At 45.3% G+C, this 17,987-nt stretch carries 18 protein-coding genes, 2 pseudogenes and 1 other annotated feature; of the genes and pseudogenes, 16 read left to right on the top strand and 4 right to left on the bottom strand.

Features of this window, described 5'->3' with window-relative positions:
- Window positions 1-5 precede the first annotated feature (5 nt).
- From ftsY to IV71_RS06455, 7 genes are all read left to right on the top strand, one after another.
- Window positions 6-1,358: a signal recognition particle-docking protein FtsY gene (gene ftsY / locus IV71_RS06485; RefSeq protein WP_010017537.1), complete on the top strand. Its 1,353-nt coding sequence runs from the start codon at window positions 6-8 to the stop codon at window positions 1,356-1,358.
- Window positions 1,358-1,699, top strand: coding sequence for a hypothetical protein (locus tag IV71_RS06480; RefSeq protein ID WP_010017538.1), 342 nt, complete (start codon window positions 1,358-1,360; stop codon window positions 1,697-1,699). Before ftsY ends, IV71_RS06480 begins: the two co-directional genes overlap by 1 nt.
- Window positions 1,700-1,737: 38 nt before the next feature.
- Entirely contained in the window at window positions 1,738-3,207 is a 1,470-nt protein-coding gene (ffh, locus tag IV71_RS06475; protein ID WP_010017539.1) for a signal recognition particle protein, read from the top strand.
- A 44-nt stretch (window positions 3,208-3,251) separates the two neighbouring features.
- Window positions 3,252-4,061: an HAD-IIB family hydrolase gene (locus IV71_RS06470; protein WP_010017540.1), complete on the top strand. Its 810-nt coding sequence runs from the start codon at window positions 3,252-3,254 to the stop codon at window positions 4,059-4,061.
- 63 nt (window positions 4,062-4,124) lie between these two features.
- A complete protein-coding gene (locus tag IV71_RS06465; RefSeq protein WP_010017542.1) occupies window positions 4,125-4,892 on the top strand; it encodes a class A sortase in 768 nt (255 codons plus the stop codon).
- 12 nt (window positions 4,893-4,904) lie between these two features.
- On the top strand, window positions 4,905-5,513 hold the full coding sequence (gene ruvA, locus IV71_RS06460) for a Holliday junction branch migration protein RuvA (RefSeq protein WP_056995048.1): 609 nt from the start codon (window positions 4,905-4,907) through the stop codon (window positions 5,511-5,513).
- A gap of 43 nt (window positions 5,514-5,556) precedes the next feature.
- On the top strand, window positions 5,557-6,189 hold the full coding sequence (locus IV71_RS06455) for a deoxynucleoside kinase (RefSeq protein WP_010017545.1): 633 nt from the start codon (window positions 5,557-5,559) through the stop codon (window positions 6,187-6,189).
- Between the two features lie 56 nt (window positions 6,190-6,245).
- Here the strand turns inward: IV71_RS06455 and mscL are convergent, their stop codons facing one another.
- The 4 genes and pseudogenes from mscL to IV71_RS06435 all read right to left on the bottom strand — a co-directional run bounded on the left by mscL (window position 6,246) and on the right by IV71_RS06435 (window position 9,331).
- Window positions 6,246-6,677 carry a large-conductance mechanosensitive channel protein MscL gene (mscL, locus tag IV71_RS06450; RefSeq protein WP_056995047.1) on the bottom strand — a complete coding sequence of 144 codons (432 nt, stop codon included), beginning with the start codon at window positions 6,675-6,677 and terminating at the stop codon, window positions 6,246-6,248.
- 6 nt (window positions 6,678-6,683) lie between these two features.
- Window positions 6,684-8,405: pseudogene (locus IV71_RS06445) on the bottom strand (NFACT RNA binding domain-containing protein).
- Window positions 8,406-8,544: 139 nt separating this feature from the next.
- A complete protein-coding gene (gene rpmF, locus IV71_RS06440; protein ID WP_010691818.1) occupies window positions 8,545-8,718 on the bottom strand; it encodes a 50S ribosomal protein L32 in 174 nt (57 codons plus the stop codon).
- A 112-nt stretch (window positions 8,719-8,830) separates the two neighbouring features.
- A complete protein-coding gene (locus IV71_RS06435) occupies window positions 8,831-9,331 on the bottom strand; it encodes a YbaK/EbsC family protein (RefSeq protein ID WP_010691820.1) in 501 nt (166 codons plus the stop codon).
- Window positions 9,332-9,500: 169 nt separating this feature from the next.
- On the opposite strand from IV71_RS06435, the gene IV71_RS06430 reads away from it, so the two are divergent.
- The 9 genes and pseudogenes from IV71_RS06430 to IV71_RS06390 form a co-directional block, all read left to right on the top strand.
- Window positions 9,501-10,187, top strand: coding sequence for a DUF1361 domain-containing protein (locus IV71_RS06430; RefSeq protein ID WP_010691821.1), 687 nt, complete (start codon window positions 9,501-9,503; stop codon window positions 10,185-10,187).
- A gap of 43 nt (window positions 10,188-10,230) precedes the next feature.
- Window positions 10,231-10,355: a sequence feature (ribosomal protein L20 leader region), on the top strand.
- Window positions 10,301-10,906, top strand: a complete 606-nt coding sequence (gene infC / locus IV71_RS06425) for a translation initiation factor IF-3 (protein ID WP_218015517.1) — start codon at window positions 10,301-10,303, stop codon at window positions 10,904-10,906. (Overlaps the previous feature by 55 nt.)
- A 49-nt stretch (window positions 10,907-10,955) precedes the next feature.
- Window positions 10,956-11,153, top strand: coding sequence for a 50S ribosomal protein L35 (rpmI, locus tag IV71_RS06420; protein ID WP_010691823.1), 198 nt, complete (start codon window positions 10,956-10,958; stop codon window positions 11,151-11,153).
- 46 nt (window positions 11,154-11,199) lie between these two features.
- Entirely contained in the window at window positions 11,200-11,619 is a 420-nt protein-coding gene (rplT, locus tag IV71_RS06415; protein ID WP_010691824.1) for a 50S ribosomal protein L20, read from the top strand.
- Window positions 11,620-11,842: 223 nt separating this feature from the next.
- Window positions 11,843-13,669, top strand: coding sequence for a ribonuclease J (locus IV71_RS06410; protein ID WP_056995046.1), 1,827 nt, complete (start codon window positions 11,843-11,845; stop codon window positions 13,667-13,669).
- Window positions 13,670-13,727: 58 nt separating this feature from the next.
- Window positions 13,728-14,639, top strand: coding sequence for a hypothetical protein (locus IV71_RS06405; RefSeq protein WP_010691829.1), 912 nt, complete (start codon window positions 13,728-13,730; stop codon window positions 14,637-14,639).
- Window positions 14,640-14,866: 227 nt separating this feature from the next.
- A complete protein-coding gene (gene tuf / locus IV71_RS06400; protein WP_010691831.1) occupies window positions 14,867-16,054 on the top strand; it encodes an elongation factor Tu in 1,188 nt (395 codons plus the stop codon).
- 204 nt (window positions 16,055-16,258) lie between these two features.
- Window positions 16,259-16,705 carry a KxYKxGKxW signal peptide domain-containing protein gene (locus tag IV71_RS06395; protein WP_010691833.1) on the top strand — a complete coding sequence of 149 codons (447 nt, stop codon included), beginning with the start codon at window positions 16,259-16,261 and terminating at the stop codon, window positions 16,703-16,705.
- Window positions 16,706-16,864: 159 nt separating this feature from the next.
- A pseudogene (locus IV71_RS06390) lies at window positions 16,865-17,987 on the top strand (hypothetical protein); the annotation flags it as partial.

The following is a 17,987-nucleotide window of genomic DNA, read 5'->3' as shown; positions in this document are numbered from 1 at the left end:
CTCGTATGGGACTTTTTGATATCTTTAAAAAGAAGAAGCAGGAAGAACCGGTTGAGGCGGAAGCACCACAATCTGCTCAGCCAGAAGATGCAACGGCAAAGACGGACAGTTCGGCTAACCAAGAGCCAGAGGCGTCAGTCGCTGCTGACGAAACGGTGACTGTCAATCAAGCGGTGGTTGTGCAAGGAACCGATGGCGCAGAAGAAGCGGTGGCTGATGAAGAAGACAGCCTTACGCTACCGGAAGACAACACTGATGGGAATCAGGTTGCAGAAAAAAATCAAACGAACGAGCAATCAATTGATGAGACCGAGCGTTATGCTGAGAGTGAAGTGGTTGAGTCGAATGAAACAGTCGTTGACGATGAAGTTAAGCATACAGAAGCGGCTGAAGATAAAACGGAATCAGCTACCGATGATAATGAACAGGCCGTCTACGAAAAGGGCTTGACACAGTCTCGGAAGGGTTTCGCTAGTCGCTTTAACAAGTTCTTGGCTAATTTCCGTTCCGTCGATGAAGAATTCTTTGAAGATCTTGAAGACACCCTGATTGGTGCTGATTTAGGTTTCGATTTGGCAATTCAAATTTCTGACCAAGTTCGTGAAGAAGCCAAGTTGGAAAACCTAAAAAGCAAGGAAGACATTCGTGAACTGATTATTCGGATAATGGTGGAATCATACGAGGAACAAGGCAAGGACGAGGACCAAAACATGCACTTCGCTCCAGCTGGTCAACCAACGGTGGTTCTCTTTGTCGGGGTTAATGGTGTTGGAAAGACCACGACGGTGGGAAAGATGGCGCAGCGATATAAGGATCAAGGAAAGAAAATTATGTTGGCGGCAGCCGACACTTTCCGTGCTGGCGCAGTCAAACAACTTCAGGAATGGGGAGAACGTGCGCAGGTACCGGTGGTTACCGGACCTGAAAAGGCGGACCCTTCTTCCGTTGTATATCAAGCGGTTGAGCGAGCTAAGGCAGAACAGGTCGACATGCTCTTTGTGGACACTGCTGGCCGTTTACAAAACAACGTCAACTTGATGCAAGAATTGGCTAAGATGAACCGTGTGGTTAAAAAAGTCTTGCCAGATGCTCCGCAAGAAGTGTTGCTCGTTTTGGATGCAACAACCGGTCAGAATGCTTTGCAGCAAGCAAAGCTATTCAAGGATTCTTCCGAAGTGACCGGTCTTGTCCTCACTAAGATGGACGGAACGGCAAAGGGCGGAATCGTTTTTGCTATTCGTGACCAACTGCATCTACCCGTGAAGTGGATTGGCTTTGGGGAAAAGGCGAGCGATTTGCGTGTCTTTTCAGCAGAGGACTTTGTTTATGGTCTTTTTAAAGACCTGGTGAAATCCTAATGGATATCGAATATAAAAACAAAATCAACGCCCTACTCTCATTTTATGGTGAGTTATTGGCAAAAAAGCAATTAGCGTACTTGCGTTATTATTATGAAGACGACTTTTCCATCATTGAAATTGCCGAAGAAGAGCATGTCTCAAGGCAGGCCGTTTCCGACAACCTGAAGAAGGGTTGCGAAGTGCTTGAGCACTACGAAGCGGTTTTGTCACTGTACCATGATTCGTTAAAACGACAGGCGTTGGAAGAAGACCTGCTCGCCTACGTTGGCAATCACTATGAAAAGGATAGCCATCTAAAAGCGTTGCTTGATCAAATGGTGAACCAAGAAATTAATTAAGAAGGAGGCAGCTGAGCGCTTGGCTCAGTCAGCAGACAATGGCTTTTGAAAATTTAACGGAACGCTTGTCAAAGGCGTTGAAAAACTTAACGGGTAAGGGCAAGATTCATGAGGAGGATTTGCAAGCCTCTTTGAAGGAAATCCGTCTGGCCCTCCTTGAAGCCGATGTTTCTTATCCAACGGTTAAGAAATTCATCGCGGCCATTCGGGAAAAGGCGAAGGGTGCCGAAATTCTTGATGGTTTGAACGCTCCCCAACAAGTCGTTAAGATTGTTAACGATGAATTGACGGCCCTAATGGGTGAGGAAGCTGTTCCCCTCAATAAGTCGGATAAGATTCCAACGGTCATCATGATGGCTGGTTTGCAGGGAGCTGGTAAGACGACAACGGTCGCTAAATTGGCCTATAAGTTGAAGAAGGAAAACAAGGCCCGTCCACTCTTGATTGCGGCCGATGTTTACCGTCCAGCCGCCATCGATCAGTTGGAAGTCTTGGGGAAAGACCTGGATATTCCGGTCTTTTCTGAAGGAACGGACGTTGACCCACGTGAGATTGTAAAGCATGGTCTAAAGCAGGCCGAAGCAAATAAGAACGATTACGTCTTTATTGATACGGCCGGTCGTCTGCAAATTGACGAAACATTGATGACTGAATTAAAGGACATTGCAACGATTGCCCAGCCAGATGAAATCCTGCTGACAGTCGACGCCATGACCGGACAAAACGCAACGGAAACGGCCGAAGGCTTTGCCAACGCTTTGGATTTGACCGGTGTTGTTTTGACCAAGTTGGATGGCGATACCCGTGGTGGTGCCGCCCTTTCAATCCGCGATGTGACCGGTAAGCCAATTAAGTTCGTTGGACAAGGGGAAAAGCCAACCGATTTGGATGTTTTTTACCCAGACCGAATGGCTTCCCGTATTCTTGGCATGGGGGATATGCTGACCTTTATTGAAAAGGCACAGCGTGACGTCGATGAAAAGAAGCAGGCCGAACAGTTGGAGAAGATGCGTCAAAACACCTTCGACTTCAACGACTTTGTTGACCAGTTGCGTCAAGTTCAAAACATGGGACCAATGGAAGATTTGATCAAGATGATTCCTGGAATGGCCGGCAACCCTGCTTTGCAGAATCTGAACATCGATCCGAAGACCTTTACCCACATGGAAGCCATTGTGTCTTCCATGACCAAGGCGGAACGGGAAAATCCTGATTTGTTGAACCCGTCTCGTCGCCGTCGTTTAGCGGCTGGAGCTGGTCGCCCCATCGTCGAGGTCAACAAGATGCTAAAGCAGTTTGACCAAATGAAAAAGATGATGAACCAGGCCACGAAGGGAAACTTCTCTGGTATGGAACAGATGATGGGTGGTGCTGGTATGGACATGTCCTCCATGATGGGGGGCGCCGGGATGCCGGGTGGCAACTTTGGTCAAAAGGTTCAAAACTTTGCCATGAAGCAGGCTGCTCGTCGAATGAAAAAGATGAAGAAAAAGCGCGGTAAGAAATAAACTATTTTCGGCAAATCGTTTAGTGGAATTACTAGGAGAAAGTCATGGCCATTCAGTTAATTGCGACGGATTTAGATGCGACTTTTTTAAATGACGAAAAAGGCTTTGATAAAAAGCTGTATGAAGAAATGGTGAAAAAGGCCAAAGCCGCTGGCGTGACCTTCGTGGTGGCAACCGGTAATCACCCGGCCAAAGTGCAACACTATTTCGACGGTGTTGACCAGGGTTACACCCTCATTGCCAATAATGGGGCTGAGGTTGTGACGGCCACGGGGCAAGTTCTCGCTACCTATGCCATTCAACCAGAAGCGTTTGCCCCGGTGGTGAACGCCGTTAACGCTCTTGAAGACCGAGTCGCGATGGGCTTGGTCTTCACGGGCACCGAAAAAGCCTTTATGTTACGTCACCAAGCCACTTGGGGGCTGGGTCATGATAAAGCGGCTAGTTACTTCAAGTCGCTGACCATCATTGACGATTTAGCCGAAATTGACGAACCAATTCTAAAGATGACGGTGAATATCCCGGATTACGAGCTTCCCTTCATTCAAGAAATTGAAGGGATGGAGCTGCCGGTTCACGTGACGACTTCGGGATATGGTGCCATTGATTTGATAGCCCCAAACGTTAACAAGGGCGTGGCACTGGCTGATTTAGGGAAGCGTTTGTCGGTTTCCAAAGAAGCGATGGCGGCTTTTGGGGATGGCTTGAACGACTTGGAAATGTTGAACTACGTGGGTCATCCCTACATCATGCCAAACGCGGATCCGCTACTATTTGGCCGACACTTTAACGAGGCCGTTGCTGATAATAATCACGACGGTGTCTTGAAAACTATTTTACAAAAATTGTTATAAAAGTTCTTTTGCTGTCATCTTTTTCTTGTACACTGGAGGTGAGGCAAAAGGGGGAGTAAGGGAATGAATGAAAAAGTCCGCAAGTTTCTGCATCGTTTTTTTGGGCTGCTAACCATTGTTTTGATTTTGGTACTCGCCTGGCAATGGATTCAAAGCCAGCCAGCCACTTCAAAAGTCAAGCAAACCACAAACAAGGTCCTAACCCAAAAGCAGGGAAAGTACTCGAAAAAAGAACGGCAGGAATTGAAGGCAGCCGTTGCCAAACAGGATCAGCAGGGGCTGAACCTATCGAAACAAGGCTACGTCGCGATTCCAAAGCTTTCCATTCTCTTGCCTATTTATGACAACGCTTATTCCAAAGTCGCCTTAGACAAGGGGGCGAACACGGTTCAAAAGGATGGCCCGGTTCCCGTGATGGGGCAGGGAAACTATACGCTTGCCGCCCATAACTGGGATAACGGGTACACTGGCTTTTCCGCCCTGCAACAGAAATTAAAGCAAAACGAGCCATACGAGGATTCCAACGGTAAGCTTGGTACTTCGGATTGGTTGAACGGAACTAAGATATACCTCGCTAACCAAAATGGTATTTATACTTACAAAGTCACGGGACAAACGACCGTTGATCAAAACGATGGGTCCGTCCTAAATCCCGAAGACCGCATTGACGGAAAGGCCAAGCTAACCATCGTGACTTGTTTGTTCCCAGATACCACAAAACGAATTATCACGAACGCTAAGTACAGTGACTTTGTTAGTTGGGACAAGGCGAAAAGTGACGAATTAGGTTACTTTGACCTGCAGAAACAAAAGACAAACGTCTTACCTTAAAAGGATGGGAACATGTACGAATATCTAAAGGGGCGGATTACGCAAATTGCTCCCGGAGCCATTGTCCTGGAAACTAAGGACGGGGTGGGTTATCGCATTTATCCGGCGAACCCCTACCATTTTGAAGTGAACCAGGAAGCCCAAGTCTTCGTTGAACAAATCGTGCGGGAAACGGAGCTGTCACTTTACGGCTTTGCGACGGTTGTTGAAAAACAATTGTTCGTTAAATTGTTAAATGTGTCTGGGATTGGACCAAAGTCGGCCCTTGCCATTTTGGCCGGTGCTCAGCCGGCTGACTTGGTGGCGGCCATTGAAAATAGCCAGGTTGATTATTTAACGCAGTTTCCCGGTGTTGGGAAGAAGACTGCTCAGCAAATTGTCTTGGATTTGGCTGGTAAAATGGCTGACTTTTCAACCTTGGCCGAGCAAGCGACCACGACTTTTGCAGAGGCAAGCGAAACGGCTGCCAACCGTTCGAACCTTGAAGACGCACTGGCGGCCCTCGAAGCGTTGGGGTATGCTAGCCGTGACTTGACTAAGGTTAAAAAGAGTTTGGTTGGTGAAAGTGGCACTACTTCTGAACTAGTTTCGAAAGGTTTGAAACTGCTGGTTCAGGGTTAACAATCGCCCGAGATAGGCGAAATGAAATGGAAATGGAGTAGATATGGTGATAATTACAGCGGGGATGATTGGTGTCGGGAAGACGACCTTAACAGAGTTGATTGCAGAGCATTTTGGAACCCAAGCTTTTTTTGAGCCGGTTGGGGACAATCCTGTTTTGCCACTTTACTATAAAGATCCGAAGCAGTATGGTTTCTTACTACAGATTTTCTTTTTAAACCGTCGCTTTTCGATGATTAAAAAGGCCTTGGCTGATGACAATAACGTGCTTGACCGTTCAATCTATGAAGATGAATTGTTCACCGAGGAGAACCACAAGGACGGCAATATTTCGGACATGGAAATGGACGTTTACCATAACCTAATTTCACGAATGATGGCCGAATTGGATGCTTTGCCCAAGAAGGCACCTGATTTAATGGTTTATGCCGATGCGGACTTTGAAACGATTCTACACCGTATTAAAAAGCGTGGTCGCGATTACGAGCAGTTTGAAGACAATGACGAGCTTTACCAGTACTACCATAAAATGTGGAAGGCCTATCAAGGTTGGTTTGACTCCTACGATAAATCACCAAAGATTCGGGTGGACCTTCAAAAGTACGATTTGGAAGACCCCAAAAACCGTGAGATTGTTTTGGGACAAATCGATGAGGCGCTGAAAAAGATTCGTTAATCCTTTAAAAGAGCAATTAAAAAAAGCCATCGTTACGATGGCTTTTTTTATTGACCTTATTTTGATTGCTTTGTTTCTGTTTGGTCTGCAGTTGTTGTTTGAACACCCTGTTGCGAAGCCAACAAATCCTTGATCTCGCGCAAGGTAACCAGCTCGTCGGATGGCGTCTTGGCCGCAGCTTGCTTTGGCTTCATCACCGTCTTGTAAAGGAACTTGACGAGTAAGAAGACGACGAAGGCGGTAATCAAGAAGTTAATGACGTCGTTTAAGAATTCACCGTAGGTAAAAACTAATTTTGATGACAGACGTAACTCTAGTTCAGACAGGGAGTGGTTGGAACCGGTGAAGAAACCAATCAACGGGTTGATTAAGTTTTTCGTGAAAGACTTGACCAAAGTCGTAAACGCACCACCAATAATGACACCAATAGCCATGTCGACGATATTGCCACGGTTAATAAATGCCTTAAATTCTTTCAATACTTTCATTGTTTATTACTTCGCTTTCTTTAATTTTTGTACTAACGTTGGGTCCGGTGTGACGTAAATGGTTTGCTGACCTTCAAAAATAACGAAACCTGGTTTTGCACCGTTTGGCTTGCGTAATTTGCCGGCCGGCAGGTAATCAACGGGCACATTGGCAGAATCGCGGGCCTTTGAGAAATAGGCGGCTAGTTCAGCGGCTTCTTTCAAAGTTTGCTCAGAGGGGTGATCCGAGTCGATTAACACGTGCGATCCTGGCAACTTTTGCACGTGAAGCCAAATGCGCTGACGATTCGTCTTTTTCATCGATAACTGATCGTTTTGCAAGTTGTTTTTTCCAACTTCGATGAGGGTACCATCGGTGGCAGTAAAACGATCTGGTTGACCCATGACGTGTTTGGGTTTGCGCGTTTGCTTGCCCTTTGTCTTGACCTTGGTTTTTTCTCTCAAGTAACCCTGGTCAATGAGTTCGACTTTGATATCAGCGACGTCTTTTGGTGAGGCCACCGCGAGTTGCGTCTGGATTTGCAAGAAGTAGTCGATTTCGGCTTGGGTTTCTTGAAGCTAGCCAAGTACGTGGTCTTTCGCCAGCCGAAGTTTCCGGTACTTATGGAAGTAACGGTTAGCATTTTGCATGCCATCAAAACGGGGATCCAAGGCAATGGTGAGCAGGCGATTCTCATCGTAGTAGTTTTCGATTTGAACGCTGGTCATTCCCTTTTTAACGAGGTGGGGATAGGTGATGAGTAAATCGCCCTTTACCTTTAACTCTTCCGCGTTTTCTGAGTCGAACAGGGTCTGATTTAGCTTCTTTTCCTTTGTTTGGTTCTTCTTAAGCTCGTTTTTAACGAGACGAACCAACGAGGCGGCCTGTTGGTTCACACGGTCTGCTTCTGCTTGACCGGAGAAGTAGGCATCTAAGAGCGCGCCAAGTGTATCAAATGATTCGGCCTGGGTATTGGGCTCATTCCAGTTAAAGGCGGCGTATGAAAGCTTTCCTTTTTCAGACCGGAACAAAGTCGGTTCTGGATGATTGAAATGGTTCAGCCAGTCCTTTGCCACCCCCATGGCATCACTGCCAGCCTCCAGATGCTCGGCTAAGTTTTTGGCAGATTGACTTGAAAATCCTTGGAATTGTTGCTGGATGGCTTTTGGCCAGTCGGATTTGTTCTGGTCCAACAGCAACTTGGCCAGTGCGCCTAAATCTGAAGTGAAGGGGTTTTCCTTATGTTGTGCAGGCGGCAGCACGTAAGTGGCACCCGGAATCAACGAACGGACACGGTTCTGATCAGCAGGAACATGCTTGATTAGTTCCAGGATTCGTTGATCCTTTTCGCGCACTAAAAAGAGGTTTGAATGGCGGCCCATCATTTCAAGGGTTAGTAAGAGTGTTTGTTCATCACCCAATTCATCGTGTGTTTTGACTGCAAAGTGGAGGATACGGTCGTTTTCGACTTGAGTAACCGATTCCAAACGAGCACCCTCCAGATTACGCCTTAAAAACATGGCAAAGTTAGTTGGCGTCTTTGGATTTTGGTAGGGGATCCGAGTAACTTGGGCTCGAGCATAGGCCGGATGAGCTGATAGTAAGACGGGGTAATTGGTGCTGTTATTACGAACGACTAAAATGACTTCATTCGGGTAGGGCTGGTGGACTTTTGTAATGCGGCCACCAGCCAACGTTTGATTTAATTCATGCGCAAGGGCATGGACAAAAAGGCCGTCTAAGGGCATAAGCTCCTCCTTTATTGATTAACTTACTATCATTATAAGACATGAGTGGACTAAAAAGAGCAAAAGGGCGTTCTTTTAAGAAAAACAAAAGAAAAAAAGTCCCTATTCTGTTTAACAGAATAGGGACTCGATAACAAAATTACTTCTTATCAGTAACTTGCTTACCGTTATACATTCCAGAAGGAGAAACGCGGTGAGCAACGCGGTATTCACCAGTGGTCTTGTCCAAAGTAATGTTTGGCACGTTCAAACCGATGTGTCCGCGGCGGTTACGCTTGTGAGACTTAGAATTCTTGTTTGATGGGGTAGCCATTCCGGCACCTCCTTTCGGTTCAATTTATCAACTGTTTAAGTTTATCTAAGATTTTGATACTTGTCAATAAGTGATACGAAAGTCATTAGAAAAAAACTGTGAAAAAGTCTTATTAAACTGCAGGGGAATCCGTTAGAACTTGATATTCCTCACCAAGTTCATCGAGGACTTTGGTAAATTCGGCCCAAGTCATCACAACGGTTGCTTCGTTTTGATTCGGATGGACGGCGACTTGGTCAGCATCAATAATCGCTTGATCAATCACGAGGTGGATTTTTTTATCTTTGTCTTTTTCTAGAGCGAGTGGGGTAACCGTTCCTGGGTGAACAGCCATTAAGTCAAAAAGCTCCTCTTCGGAAGCAAAGCGTAATTGGCTTTTCGTACTTCCTAATGCCTTTGCTAGGCGGCCAAAGTCGATTCTTTCCTGCATGGTCATGTAGAGATAGAATTGCGCCGTTTTCTTCGTTCTGATTAAGAGATTCTTCATTGGAAGAAATTCTTTTGGTGCCGTTGTGTCGTTTAAATGGTGAAGGGTGGGGTGAGTGTAGCGTTTATAGAGGGCCCCACTCTTTTCTAAAAGGGTAAGGGCTTCTCTTTCGGTTGCTTCGTTCATTAGCTCCTCCTTGTTTGCTGTCTTTCTTTTTGTTCATTATATGAAAAAGTACTGAAAAGAAAAAGAGAAAAGGGGTGAAAGCCCTTAACCAGGGGGCTTAATTCTGTTAAAATAGTACTGTTATCCTTTTGATAAAAACAAAAAAATCTACTAGTAAAAGGTCCGTCCTATGACAATGAAAAACCGTAACAATATCCTCATGGTTCACTTGGTTGTATTTTTGTTCATTGCCTTTGTGTACTTAACGCCAACTCACTTCGACTTTTTGATGTGGAATGTTTTCTTGGCACTCTTGCCCCTGGACTTTGCTTTGCTAGTCATCGTGTCACGATGGAAGATTAGTCAACTGGTTTTCTCCGTTCTTTGGTTGCTTTTCTTTCCGAACACTATGTACATGATTACGGATTTTATCCACTTACAGTACATTTCGACCGCTTTGGATGTTCGTTACCAATACTTTAACTATTCCGTTTTAGCGGCCGGCATCTTTATTGGGGTCTTCTTGGGTATTTTGTCGCTTGAGATTATGATGCGACACTTCCTTAAAAACCGTCGTGGTTTGGTTGCCTTGTTTACACTGGGCGTTGTGTCCTGGATCTCATCGTTTGGGATTTACCTCGGCCGTTTCTTACGGTTGAACTCCTGGGATGTTTTTACGAACTATGACCTGGTGATTAGCAGTATTCAAAATTCCATTTCCCGGCATATGTTTGCCTTCGTTGGGCTTTTCGCCCTCGCTCAGTTCGCCATCTTAGTTATCTACCATTACGGTGGTCGGCTACTCTTTGTTTTGGGGCAGCAAGTAACGGATGACGAGCAGACGCCAAAGAACTTCTCAGAAGAAAAAAAGAATTAAAATTGTTTGACAGGGTCGCGTCTATCGTCTATACTTAATGACGTTGAACAAGTAGAAGCGCCCGCTTCTCGCCTCGTGACTCGCGTTGCCAGGCAGATACACGTTGTACTTCAATGTACAGACAGGTAAGGTGGGCGAACTTCGGTTCGTCCACTTTTTTCTTCGTTGTTCACACAAAAATATTTTGGAGGTATCGAGCCATAGCACGTCAACCAAGACAAGTTGATCTAGTCAACGATAATATCCGTGCAAGTCGGGTTTTACTGATTCACGATGGTAAGCAGGAAGAGATGTCAACGCGTGACGCACAGCAGCGTGCCGATGACATGGGCCAAGATTTGGTTCTTGTGCAAGCAAATGCACAACCACCAGTTGCCAAAATCATGGATTGGGGTAAAGCCAAGTTCGAAGCGCAAAAGCGTCAAAAAGAACAACGCAAAAACCAAAAGATTGTTCAGGTTAAGGAAGTTCGTATGTCACCAGTGATTGATTCAGGTGACTTCGAAACACGTAAGAAGGCTGCCATTAAGTTCCTTGAAAAAGGGGACAAGGTGAAGTTGAACTTGCGTTTCCGTGGCCGGATGATTACCCACCAAGATATTGGTCGGGAAGTCTTAGAACGGATGGCCAACGAATTGGAAGACATTGCCAAGGTTGAGCAACGCGCTAAGATGGATGGTCGGCAGATGTTCTTAGTTTTGGCACCTAAGAAGGGCTAAAGCAGAACACGACTTTTAGATACTTGAAAAACGATAGGAGAATGGACACATGCCCAAGATGAAGACTCACCGCGCTGCTGCGAAGCGCTTCAAGAAGACTGCAAAGGGTGGCTTCAAGTCAGCCTCAGCTTATACGTCACACCGTTTCCACGGTAAGACGAAGAAGCAACGTCGTCAATTGCGTGGTACACGCATGATGAACAAGACAACGGTTAAGAAGTACGCCAAGATGTTGTCTACCCTTTAATTTCAGGGTGTCTGTAAAGTAAGTAATTTTCTAGGAGGATTTTCCCATGCGAGTTAAGGGTGGAACAGTTTCACGCGCACGTCGTAAGAAGTTTATTAAGTTGGCCAAGGGTTACCGTGGACAACGTCGTATCAACTACAAGGTTGCTAAGCAACAAGTTTACAAGTCATACTTGTACGCATACCGCGATCGTAAGAACCGCAAGCGCGACTTCCGTAAGTTGTGGATTGCCCGTATCAACGCGGCAGCCCGCATGAACGGTTTGTCATACTCAAAGTTGATGCACGGTTTGACTTTGGCAGGTGTTCAATTGAACCGTAAGATGTTGGCTGATTTGGCCGTATCTGACTTTGACACTTTTTCAAAGGTTGCTGACCAAGCAAAGGAAGCTTTGAAGAAGGAAAACGTTTTGGTTAAGGAACGCAACGCTGCGACAACTGACAAGACGGTTAAGGTTTCTCGTTAATCTTAATAAAACAAAAGTCACCCAATCGGGTGGCTTTTTTTGTGTCACTTTTTAGTTAAATGTTGGGTAATCACTCAATAAATCCTTTTCTTTCGTGTGAATGTCTTAGGCTCAAAAGCTGGAAGTATGCTAGAATATTAGTAATTGATAATTCGAGACAAGAGTTTTGACTAACATGGTAAAGCTCAAGTGATAAAAATTAACACGAAACAAAGGAAACAATATGACAGATTTGAATATTTTGCCCCTTGGGGGTGTTCGAGAAAACGGTAAGAACATGTACGCCGTCTCCGTTAACGATGAGATTTTTATTTTGGATGCTGGACTAAAGTATCCGGATACGGAGCAATTAGGAATTGACGTTGTAATTCCTGATTTTGAATACTTGATTAAGAACCAAGATAAGATTGCTGGGATTTTCTTATCACACGGACACTCCGATGCCATTGGCGCTTTGCCTTATTTGTTGCAGCAAATTCAGGCACCGGTCTTTGGCTCAGAGCTAACGATTGCCTTGGCTAAAATTGCCATCAACGAAGAAAAAGCGATTGATCAGTTTGACGACTTTCATGTCGTGAACGAAAAGACGGAAATCGACTTTGGTGATGTGAAGTTATCCTTCTTTAACACCACGCACACAATTCCAGAAGCCTTGGGAATCGTGATGACGGTTGATGAAGGACAGGTGGTGTACACTGGTCACTTCAAGTTTGACCAGACGGTCGAAGCCGCCTACCAGACGAACTATCAGCGCCTAGCTGAAATCGGTCAAAAGCCTGTCTTGGCTTTGCTAGCTGATTCAGAGGGAACGGAAGAATCCGTTAAAGCACCCGCTTCGGAACGGCAGATTCACGCTTATATTCAAGAGACTTTTGAAGAGGCGAAGGGCAAGCGAATCGTGGTTGCTGCGGTGGCGTCCAATATCCAGCGCGTGCAGCAGGTGATTGATGCGACGGCTAAGACGAAGCGCCGTTTGGTCTTGACTGGGCACGATGCTGATAAAATTGTGAAGACAGCGCTTGATCTTGGCCTTTTGAAGCTTCCAGAAGACAACAAAAAGTTATTTGCAAGTGTCAAGGAATTGGACCAATTGCCCGATGCTCAAACCGTTGTTTTGGAAACTGGTAAGCTAGGGGAACCTGTCAAAGCCTTGCATAAGATGGCAAAGGGGGAAGACCCCGTTGTCAACATCGGTGCCAATGATTTGGTCTTTATCACGACGAACCCGGCTTTTGCGGTTGAGTCCTACGTTGCTCAAACACGTAACATGCTCTTTAAGAAGGGGGCAAACGTCAAGCAGATTTCTTCAGACCTTCGCTCTTCTGGTCATGCATCGAAGGAAGATCTTCAACTTTTGCTGAACATTCTGAAGCCTGAAGTACTTCTTCCTGTCTCGGCTGAATTCCGGGTGATGGTAACAGCCAAGCAAGCGGCTGAAGAAGTTGGCATGGCGACGGAACGGATTATCATGGCAAAGCGTGGTGATCAGATTGCTTACAATGGTGAGACTTTAGAAAAAGTCGGAGCCGTTTCCGTCGAAGAAACCATGATTGATGGCGATTCATTGAAGGATATCGGAAACGTTGTCTTGCGTGACCGTCGCATTCTGTCAGAAGACGGCGTCTTTGTCACCGTGGTAACCATTGACCGTAAAAAGCGCAAGGTGGTTTCAAAACCTAAGATGACCTCCCGTGGTTTTGTTTACGTGAAGGCTAACCGGGATTTGATGAAAGAGTCTGGTAAGATAACGATTGATGCCATTGAGGAATACCTAAAAAATGCGAAGGCATTTGATTGGAACGAACTTAAGAACGGTGTCCGTGAAAAGTTGTCACGCTTCCTTTTCAATGAAACACGGCGCCGTCCAATGGTGATGCCTGTTGTGATGGAAGTGAACCAGAATCGTCGCCCCCACCATAAGAACGACACCGATAAGAAGGGCAAAAAGCCTGCTAACAAGCAAAACCAAAAGAACCAAGGGAAAGCTAAAAAAGCAAAAAACCAAGGTAAGAAAACTGATGATGGTCAGGCTACAAAATCCGCTGACTAATCTTAAAAGGCCGTTTAGGTCTTTTTTATATCCCAATCAATCGGTGTGAAAGGAAACCATGACAAGACTTGATCAATTAATCGTCCAAGGAAAGCAAGCGTTGGCGGATGACGAATTTGCAAAGGCTGTGGAACTGCTCGGAGAGGTGTATGGTGACGAACGATCCTTTGAAAATAACTGGCTTTTTTCAAAGGCGTTGTATCAGAATGGACAGGCAGAAACAGCGTTGACAATCGCTCGCGAATTCGTTGGGGAATACATGTGGACCACGGAGGGTTATGAGTTTTATTTCGATCTTTGCTTAGCCGCTAGCTCCTTTGTTGCCGCCCGTCGATTGGCACTCGGGTCGATTGACTTCGAAAAGCAGGAGAACCGTTTGGAACGGCTGAAAGAAGCAGAAGAAAAAGCCCGAAAAGAAAATGGTGAACTAATTAAAAAAAGGGCACGGGAGCTTAAACATTTAGCAGCCTTCGACGCCTTTACGCAACAACAAATTTATCAAGATGCGCAATTGCTGCCTTTTGAAGAATACTTTGACGCGGCAAAGCAGGTACTAATTGACCCCGACTGCTTGCCCCTAATTCGAATGACTATTTTAATCGATATGCAGTCGTTGATGGTGGATGAGGAACTGACTTATCGCTACATTGATGGGAAAAACTACACGACAAAAATTAATCATGCGGGCAATCCATTAACGCACCCAGCTTATGAAGCGGCAAGGGATTATTTGCAAGAAGTCATTGGGCAGGAAGATCCCGTTAGCTCTGAACTGTTGCATGAGCAGTTGAAGCTTGAATTCAACGCGCTGTTTCCACAAATCGATCGGGTGACTGATCCAATCGCCTGGATGCAAAAAGATATTCAACGTTTTCAATCCATACCGGATAATGAGGAGAGAAAAGAATCGTCTGATCAAGCCAAACTACATGAACTCGTTTATCACTTTTTATCCATTCTGGAAGTTTAAAAGGCTGGACTACACTGCATAAAAGAAAAAAATCACCAAAAATACAGGATACTTTTTCATTTGGAAAAGTATTTACAAAAAATTAAGAACTTAGTATAATTGAATTCGGCTCATCGGCCAGAAAAAGCGTTTGTAATGGTTGTTTTTATCCGTCAAGCGTTGTAAAATATAATCATACGATTTTCTTGGGGGTTACCCCGAGAAATAAAATTTTGGAGGAAACTACATTGGCTAAGGAAACATACGTTCGTAACAAGCCCCACGTTAACATTGGTACTATCGGTCACGTCGATCACGGAAAGACGACTTTGACTGCCGCTATCTCAAAGGTATTGGCTGAAAAAGAAGGAAAGACCGCTACGGACTTTGCCGAAATCGATAACGCCCCTGAAGAAAAGGAACGTGGTATCACGATCAACACGTCCCACATCGAATACGAAACGGACGCACGTCACTACGCCCACATCGATGCCCCAGGTCACGCCGATTACGTTAAGAACATGATCACTGGTGCCGCACAAATGGATGGTGCCATCCTTGTTGTTGCCGCAACTGACGGTCCTATGCCACAGACTCGTGAGCACATTTTGCTTGCCCGCCAGGTTGGTGTTGAACACTTGGTTGTCTTCTTGAACAAGACTGACCTTGTTGACGATGAAGAATTGGTTGACTTGGTTGAAATGGAAGTTCGTGAATTGTTGTCAGAATATGACTTCCCAGGCGATGACATTCCTGTTATTAAGGGATCAGCTTTGAAGGCATTGGAAGGCGACAAGGAACAAGAACAAGTTATCTTGGACTTGATGAAGGCCGTTGACGAATACATCCCAACTCCTGCACGTGAAGATGACAAGCCATTCTTGATGCCTGTCGAAGACGTATTTACGATCACTGGTCGTGGTACTGTTGCTTCTGGTCGTGTTGACCGTGGTGTTTTGACTACTGGTACTGAAGTTGAAATCGTTGGTTTGAAGGATGAAATCCAAAAGACAACGGTTACTGGAATCGAAATGTTCCGTAAGACTTTGGACGAAGCACAAGCTGGTGACAACATCGGTGCATTGCTCCGTGGTATCGACCGTGACCAAATCGAACGTGGACAAGTTTTGGCAGCCCCTGGCTCAATCAAGACTCACAAGAAGTTCAAGGCCGAAGTTTATGTCTTGACTAAGGAAGAAGGAGGCCGTCACACGCCATTCTTCACTAACTACCGTCCACAGTTCTACTTCCACACGACTGATGTTACTGGTGTCGTAGAATTGCCTGAAGGTGTTGAAATGGTTATGCCTGGTGACCAAGTAACGTTCGACGTTGAATTGATCGCCCCAGTTGCCATTGAAAAGGGATTGAAGTTTACTGTTCGTGAAGGTGGCCACACTGTTGGTGCCGGAACGGTTACTGAAATCGAAGACTAATTCATTAGTTTTTAAAAAGTCTGCTTAGGCAGGCTTTTTTCTTTTGCCTTTAATTTCTTTGTTTCTTTTCATTCTAAACTAGACCCTTTATTTCCTTTTTGTATTGAATTTAATCTTCATTTAAAGGATAATTAATGTAACTGTAATGGTTGTCATTTGATTATGACATTTCAGTAATCTGAAATGAGGAAAAGGATAAACTAAATGAATGAATTAAAGCCTCAAGAACGAAAGCATTTTAAGATGTATAAGTCCGGTAAGCAATGGCTTTTTGCTGGTATCGCTGTTTTTGGAATGGCTGCTTTTGCGCAAGTTGACCGTGCCAATGCTGACGAAACCCCAGCACAAACGGTTGTTCAAGACCAGTCAAGCACGACGAATTCCACTAGCAACAAGGATACTGATCAGAGTGCGGCAACGACAAAGTCAACAACTGATACGACGACTCAGGATCAGAAGAATACGACGAATGATTCTAATAAGACGGCGACTGATAATACGCAGGAAGACAACTCTTCGAATAAGAAGGAGACGACCACTGCGTCTGCTGATTCTTCAGAATCGTCAAATGCTACCAAGAATGTGACCACTCAGTCTGAAGAAACGAATGCTAATCAGGAATCACTTGACAACCGAGTGGGTGACGGCTAATCACTAGATGCCACAACTGGTTCTGCTAAGGCAAACAAAAACACCCAGACTTTTGGAACAGATGCGGCGACGCAAACCATTAACTGGGATAACTGGCAAGAAAACCGTACTTACCAATTCACACCAACGGCCAACGCCTCGGATATTTCTGCCGAAGGTATGAAAGTTGCTATGACGGTGACGGCAACTGCTCAGGGAGACACGGCTGCCAATGGTATCTTGAAGGCAATCGGAGTAGGTGTTTATAAGCAAGACGGCACCTTAGCCAAGTTGACCGACCTTGGGATTACCAATACCAGCCAATTAAAGGATGCTGTCTACACCTATCCAAACGGTACCACAGCCCACGTTAAGCTGGGATACTATCTGAACGCAGTGGGCCAGCAGGTAACGGACTTTAATGATGCCGTTGAACTTGCTTACTATGTGCACCCTAACGATCAAAATTACTCACTTTTCACTGATGGAAAGGGTGCCGATGCTGGTGTCAATGACAAAGTCGATTTGAACCAATCCGGTGCCTCCGCTACTTATGGCTTGTCCATTTCTTGGGACGCCAAGAACTTTGATAACTTCGCTGCCGCTCAACACGTTGTCCGTGGCTTTGCACAACCTGTTTATGGTTCATACAGCCCACAAGTAATCAAAGAATTCTATGTTGACCAAGACACTGGTGAGCAAATTTCACCAATGACTTTGTTGGGAGAACACGGTAATTTTACTGATCAGTATACGGTTGATAGCGATAATCTTTCTTCCCTCGGCTACACGCTTCGCTCAAGTTATATGTATCATCAACAGGAAACTGGTGGCTACACAGCTCAGGATGTGTCAAATATTTGGCCGGCTTTTAAGCTTGACCAACAGCCAGCAGCGCTTGTTCATTACTATGTCAAAACGACGGATGCTTCGAATGTCGTTCATTTCATTGACGTTGATGATAGCAACAAAGAAGTTGCTGTCACTTCAGATGGAAAACATGCCTATGATATCACTGGAATGGTCGAATATAATAACAAACAAGAAGATTTGTTAGCACAAGGCTATGAAGTTCAAATTAAGGACAAGGAACTCGTTGAATTGGATACTCCCCTTGACTTTGATGGTCCAGTGATTAAGCATCCCGATGGTGTGATTGAGGGACTCGGCATGGAGGTTCCGAAGGGTGGGCGTAATCTTTATGTCTACTTGAAGCACGGTACTGAGGTCGTAACGCCTGAAAAGCCTAAGGATGGGGTGGAAACTTCAAAGACGGTTACTCGTACGGTTAACTTCGTGGATA

The sequence above is a fragment of the Fructobacillus fructosus KCTC 3544 genome (genome assembly GCF_001438695.1).
Taxonomy (GTDB): Bacteria; Bacillota; Bacilli; order Lactobacillales; family Lactobacillaceae; genus Fructobacillus; species Fructobacillus fructosus.
This window is presented reverse-complemented; position numbering and strand designations above follow the sequence as displayed.

Bases quoted from the DNA above. Each gene is read 5' to 3' on its own strand.
- IV71_RS06410 (WP_056995046.1), top strand. From the start codon at position 11,843: ATGACAGATTTGAATATTTTGCCCCTTGGGGGTGTTCGAGAAAACGGT.
- IV71_RS06435 (WP_010691820.1), bottom strand. From the start codon at position 9,331: ATGAACGAAGCAACCGAAAGAGAAGCCCTTACCCTTTTAGAAAAGAGT.
- rpmF (WP_010691818.1), bottom strand. From the start codon at position 8,718: ATGGCTACCCCATCAAACAAGAATTCTAAGTCTCACAAGCGTAACCGC.
- ffh (WP_010017539.1), top strand. From the start codon at position 1,738: ATGGCTTTTGAAAATTTAACGGAACGCTTGTCAAAGGCGTTGAAAAAC.
- IV71_RS06470 (WP_010017540.1), top strand. From the start codon at position 3,252: ATGGCCATTCAGTTAATTGCGACGGATTTAGATGCGACTTTTTTAAAT.
- ftsY (WP_010017537.1), top strand. From the start codon at position 6: ATGGGACTTTTTGATATCTTTAAAAAGAAGAAGCAGGAAGAACCGGTT.
- IV71_RS06405 (WP_010691829.1), top strand. From the start codon at position 13,728: ATGACAAGACTTGATCAATTAATCGTCCAAGGAAAGCAAGCGTTGGCG.
- infC (WP_218015517.1), top strand. From the start codon at position 10,301: ATGTACAGACAGGTAAGGTGGGCGAACTTCGGTTCGTCCACTTTTTTC.
- IV71_RS06395 (WP_010691833.1), top strand. From the start codon at position 16,259: ATGAATGAATTAAAGCCTCAAGAACGAAAGCATTTTAAGATGTATAAG.
- rplT (WP_010691824.1), top strand. From the start codon at position 11,200: ATGCGAGTTAAGGGTGGAACAGTTTCACGCGCACGTCGTAAGAAGTTT.
- IV71_RS06455 (WP_010017545.1), top strand. From the start codon at position 5,557: ATGGTGATAATTACAGCGGGGATGATTGGTGTCGGGAAGACGACCTTA.
- IV71_RS06430 (WP_010691821.1), top strand. From the start codon at position 9,501: ATGACAATGAAAAACCGTAACAATATCCTCATGGTTCACTTGGTTGTA.
- mscL (WP_056995047.1), bottom strand. From the start codon at position 6,677: ATGAAAGTATTGAAAGAATTTAAGGCATTTATTAACCGTGGCAATATC.
- rpmI (WP_010691823.1), top strand. From the start codon at position 10,956: ATGCCCAAGATGAAGACTCACCGCGCTGCTGCGAAGCGCTTCAAGAAG.
- IV71_RS06465 (WP_010017542.1), top strand. From the start codon at position 4,125: ATGAATGAAAAAGTCCGCAAGTTTCTGCATCGTTTTTTTGGGCTGCTA.
- IV71_RS06480 (WP_010017538.1), top strand. From the start codon at position 1,358: ATGGATATCGAATATAAAAACAAAATCAACGCCCTACTCTCATTTTAT.
- ruvA (WP_056995048.1), top strand. From the start codon at position 4,905: ATGTACGAATATCTAAAGGGGCGGATTACGCAAATTGCTCCCGGAGCC.